Annotated in this window: 1 pseudogene and 1 other annotated feature; the pseudogene reads right to left on the bottom strand. The window is 66.2% G+C overall.

The features are described from left to right. Nucleotides 1–364, bottom strand: a pseudogene (locus L8K25_RS22625) (IS3 family transposase); the annotation flags it as partial. Continuing rightward, nucleotides 176–292: a sequence feature (AL1L pseudoknot), on the bottom strand. Its footprint overlaps the pseudogene before it by 117 nt.

Here is a 364-nt window from a genome sequence, read left to right on the forward strand (position 1 = left end):
GGGCGACGGACACGCCCTCCCGCATCATCTGCCGCCAGACCTTGCGCACGCCGTAGACCGCGAAGTTCTCGGCGAACACGCGCGCGATCTCAGGCTTTAGGACCGCATCCTGCCGTGCCCGCGCCGACAGGCGTGTCGGATCCTGTCGCTGCGCGACGCGCTCGTGGTAGGTGGATGGGGCGATCGGCAGGACACGGCAGATCGGCTCGACCCCATAGGCATCGCGGTGATCATCGATAAACGCGATCATCGCCGGAACGGGCGGTCGAGCTCCGCCTGTGCAAAATATGCTGACGCCTTGCGTAGGATCTCGTTGGCCTGCCGCAGCTCACGGACCTCGCGCTCGAGCGCCTTCACCTTGTCG

It is taken from the genome of Sphingomonas sp. TREG-RG-20F-R18-01 (assembly GCF_022662475.1).
Taxonomy (GTDB): domain Bacteria; phylum Pseudomonadota; class Alphaproteobacteria; order Sphingomonadales; family Sphingomonadaceae; genus Sphingomonas.